The organism is Cobetia sp. LC6 (assembly GCF_030264805.1).
Classification (GTDB): Bacteria; Pseudomonadota; Gammaproteobacteria; order Pseudomonadales; family Halomonadaceae; genus Cobetia.
Map to the genome: position 1 here is coordinate 1 of NZ_JASSPL010000024.1, position 4198 is coordinate 4198.

A 4198-nucleotide genomic window follows, 5' to 3' on the forward strand; every position below is an offset into this window, starting at 1 on the left:
TCCGTTGCTGGTATTCACGGTCACGTCTTGATCGATATACAGCGTTGCCTCACCAAGCTGATAAGTATCATACGTCGTGCCGTTGAACTCGGTCGTTGTCGCGGAGGATGTTGCCCCAGCCGCTTCCACGCTATCGCCTTCATCACCATCTATGTACAGCTCGTTATCACCATCGGTGAGGTTCAATACCGTATCGGCATCGATTTTCAGACTGGTGCCGGTCTCGCTGCTGGCCGAGATATCGAGCACTTCGATGTTGGTCATGACACTGGGCTCAGCCTGGGCGGACAAGGCGACGAGATCGATGCCTTTTCCTGTGCCATCGAAGCTGACGGTATCGGTGTCAGCGCCACCCTCGATGGTGAAGTCCAGGCTGGAAGTGACGATCAGGTCATCACCCGCGCCACCATCGAAGGTATTGCTGCCCGAACCGCCAATCAGAAGATCATTACCCGCATTTCCGACAAGGGAGTCATTTCCCTCGCCACCTCTAATGACATCATTGCCGAGGCCACCGATGAGAGAATCATTGCCGGAAAGGCCGAATATGCTGCTTCCTTCGAGATTCTCTGAAATGTCGATTGAGTCATCGATTAACTGTTCTCCGATGAAGGTATTTTCGTCATCGACTCCAGAGAAAAGGGGTTCATTAGAATCTAGCAAATCTACGCCTACCAGAGAGGAGATGGCATCCGTGGTACTGGCATCGTAGGCATCGGTTGCCGTGATGCTGTAGGCATCCAATAGGTCGATGTCCGCCAAGTTGAATTCGGCAGCACCGCCATCATCGAATCCGATGGTCGCCAGGAATTGATTGAGCGCCAGGTTGTCGATATCACCACCGTCAGTCGCGGTAATAGTCAGCTCCGCGCTAGTGGCGAGTGTCCCGATGATCCCGCCATTGCTACTTGTAACTGATAGGCCAAGCGAAGTCGCCAGGTCGTTGTCCCAAGTGAATTGAGGATCACTAAGCAAACCACTCAGTGCACTGACATCCACGACTGCAGCGTAATTGATCACGACTTCGCGCAGGTTGTTTTCAGGGTCTGCGACGAAGACCTTGTTGTTGGAAAGGTCAATCAGGTCAAGTGCCTCGAGACCGACCAGGCCCAACAGCTCAGAATCCTGCAGGGTGACGATAGGGGCGGTATTGGTGACCGCATCCAGGCTTTCCTCACCGACGAAGGTGATTTCCCCCGTCGCTGTGTCGCCATCACCATCCACGACTGTGACACTGACATCAGACTCATTGACCTCCGTGCCCACCAACAACTGCTCGCCGCTGATGAGGGAATCGATGACCTCACTGCTCGTCAAGGTGCCACCGTCGGTCAGATCGAGTCCATCGATATTGATGACCTGGTTGGCGGACGCGGCAGGGTCAGCGGTCAATCCACCCTCTGTGTTGATATAGAGAACGGTTGTATTGGCTGCCGAGACATATTCGGCACTGATATAGCTTGCAAGATTGTTGGTGACACTATCGACGTAATAGGCCCCGTTGAGCATGTCGCGCAGATCAAGAATGTCTCCCGTTCCGACGCCACCATTGTTGAAGTTGATCACGGTATCTGTTGCCGCAGCAGCGACAGTGCCCTCATCCCCCGACTCCCAACGAAGGATGTCGACTCCGTCACCACCGTTCAGGGTGTCGTCGTCTGCACCGCCGATCAGCAGGTCAGTCGCACCACCTCCGTTCAGTTCGTCATTGCCGCTGCCGCCGCGCAGGATGTCGTTGCTAGTGCCTCCATTGAGCTCGTCATTACCACCATAACCGTAGAGTGACTCGCCTGTGCTAGCAGCATTAAGAGTATCGTCGCCGCCATCTCCTTCTTGCACAGCTGGGTCGTATCCTGAGGCCAGGAGGTCAAGGTTTACGACTGTTGCGTCAGTATCAGGCGTAGACGTTGCACCCAAGGAATCAGTGGCAGTAATTGAGGTGTTGCTGAGTATGGATGTCAATATTGAATCCAAACCCAACCCTGTGACCAATGTGTTGATCAGGCCGCCGATAACCCCGCCGGGAGGAGTCAGGGTGAATTCTACCGTACTCAATATCTCGTTGATGGTCAGGTTGGATATCTCTCCACCTGCCAGAGACGTTATCGCAAGACTTTTGTCTCCTCCTGCATCGGTTGTTTCCACAACAGACAGGCCGAGCTCATTAGCCAAGTCCTCGCTCCAAGACCACGACAATGCTCCTACTAGTGAGTTCACCAATGTACCTACACCAGGCAATGCCTCTATGATACTGACAAGCCCAATGGTGCTTAGCTGAACAGAAGTTATATTCTCCTCTGAGTCATAAGCATTGAATAGCTGATCGTTCGTTAGATCGATAATGTCCAACGCATTGAGGCCGACAATACCCAATACATCACTGGTCTCATTGGCTAATACCACAGGCCGTGTATTGGCATCCTCTGTTGCGCTGAACTGGCCCTGGTGGCTGTAGCTATAGTCCCCTGAGTCGATATTCAGGCTGAAGGATTCACCGGACAGTGTTTCTACCGCCAGTACTCCATCTACGATGCTGACAGTATCGCCAGCCTCCAGACCAATCTCGATAGAGGTGCCGGTCACGTCCGCGTAGGTGCCATCATCAGAGACAGTGAATGTCAGACCCTTGAACGTGAAGGACTGCACCTGCCCATTTGCCGTATCAGCCCCAAACCCGAAGTCATCCTCGCCATCGAAGATGGAGCCGGTGTAATCCGTATTCGAGCTCAGAGTCTCCACGACGGTACTTGCCGCAATCGTCGGTACATCATCAGTGATATCGATGTTCAAGGTGCTGCTGGTGCTCGACGCGCCATCGGTCAGAGTGACAAGCACATCCACCGTGGATGACTCAGCATTCACCTGATCAATGTTGCCGAGCAGTTCTGCGCTGTAGACAACTTCCGAGCCATCCTCGGTGACGGAAACGACCATGACGGCCGTCGCTGCAGCGTTATCGACATCACTTGCCAGTGTGAGCGTACGTCCTTCATCCGTGACGACCCAATCAAGCGCCTGGCCGTTACTGGTGAGCGACTCGGTGGAGCTGAGTGAAAGAGTTGCCTCACCGCTGGTATCGGCGAATGTCTGAGTGCTGGCGACAGCGCCTGCCGCAGAGGCGATTAGCGCTTCCGAGATCGTGAGACGGTTAGCATTACCCAGATCGAGGAAATCGTCGCTCAGCTTGGTCGCCGTATCGGTCACGGCGGCCACATTCTCATTTCCCGCATCGTCCGTCACGGTCATGGTCACGGTCAGCAGTCCCTCTGCCAGACCGGTGAGGTCGACACCTGCCACAGTCACTTCGCCCGCCGCCGAGACCGTAATGTTCTCGGTTGGGACGCTGACCGAGCCATTGTCGGTATCGGTGATCACGATCGTGAGGTTGCTGCTGGTCAAGCCGGCTTCGACAGTGCCTTCGAATGTCACGTCTGTCGCTTCTGCAGCGTTGATCTCCCCATCAGCATCCGTGAAGTTGATGACACTTCCTGTCGGAGCGGTTGTATCAATTACGACGTCTTGACTCTCGGTGTCGCCATCGTTGCCGGCGGCGTCCTGCACCTTGAGCTGCACGGTGGCAGAGGCGGTGAGTTCGGCATCGGCGTAGCTGACGGTAGTGCCGGTCACGCTGTCGGTGATGTCGACCCAGGTGGTGGCATCGGTGCTGTAGAGCAGAACTTCCCCGGTGGCGAGCTCGGCACTCAGCGTGGCGGTGACCGTCAGGCCATCATCGTCATTGGTGATGAAGTCACCCGTGGTGCCGGTGTCCTCACTGATGGCATCGATGCTGATGGTGGTGGTCGGAGAGGTGGCATCGACATTCACGTCAACCGTGTTGGACTCGGCAGAGCTGTTGCCCAGTACATCAGTGATCACGGCAGTGGCGGTGTAGTTGCCATCGGCAATGGCATCGGTGACTTCGACCGCAATGCTGTCTGCAGTGATGTCATCAGCAGTGACGATCGCGGTGCCAGTCACGGTGCCACCGTTGCCGTCGTCCAGGGTCACGGTGACAGTGTCACCTTCTTCTGTGCCGTCGGTGAGGGTGACGCTGGTCTGCAGGCCATCGGCCAGTTCGGCAGCGTTCACGCCATCGGTGGCTTCATCGATGGTGAGCACCGGCGCATCGGTGCCGTCTTCGCCGCCCGGCGAGGTGGCATCGACATTCACGTCAACCGTGTTGGACTCGGCAGAGCTG

At 55.6% G+C, this 4198-nt stretch carries 1 protein-coding gene; it reads right to left on the reverse strand.

From position 1 onward, the window contains the following. On the reverse strand, positions 1-4198 hold a 4198-nt coding region (locus tag QQF40_RS16920), incomplete at both ends, for a beta strand repeat-containing protein (RefSeq protein WP_502871441.1).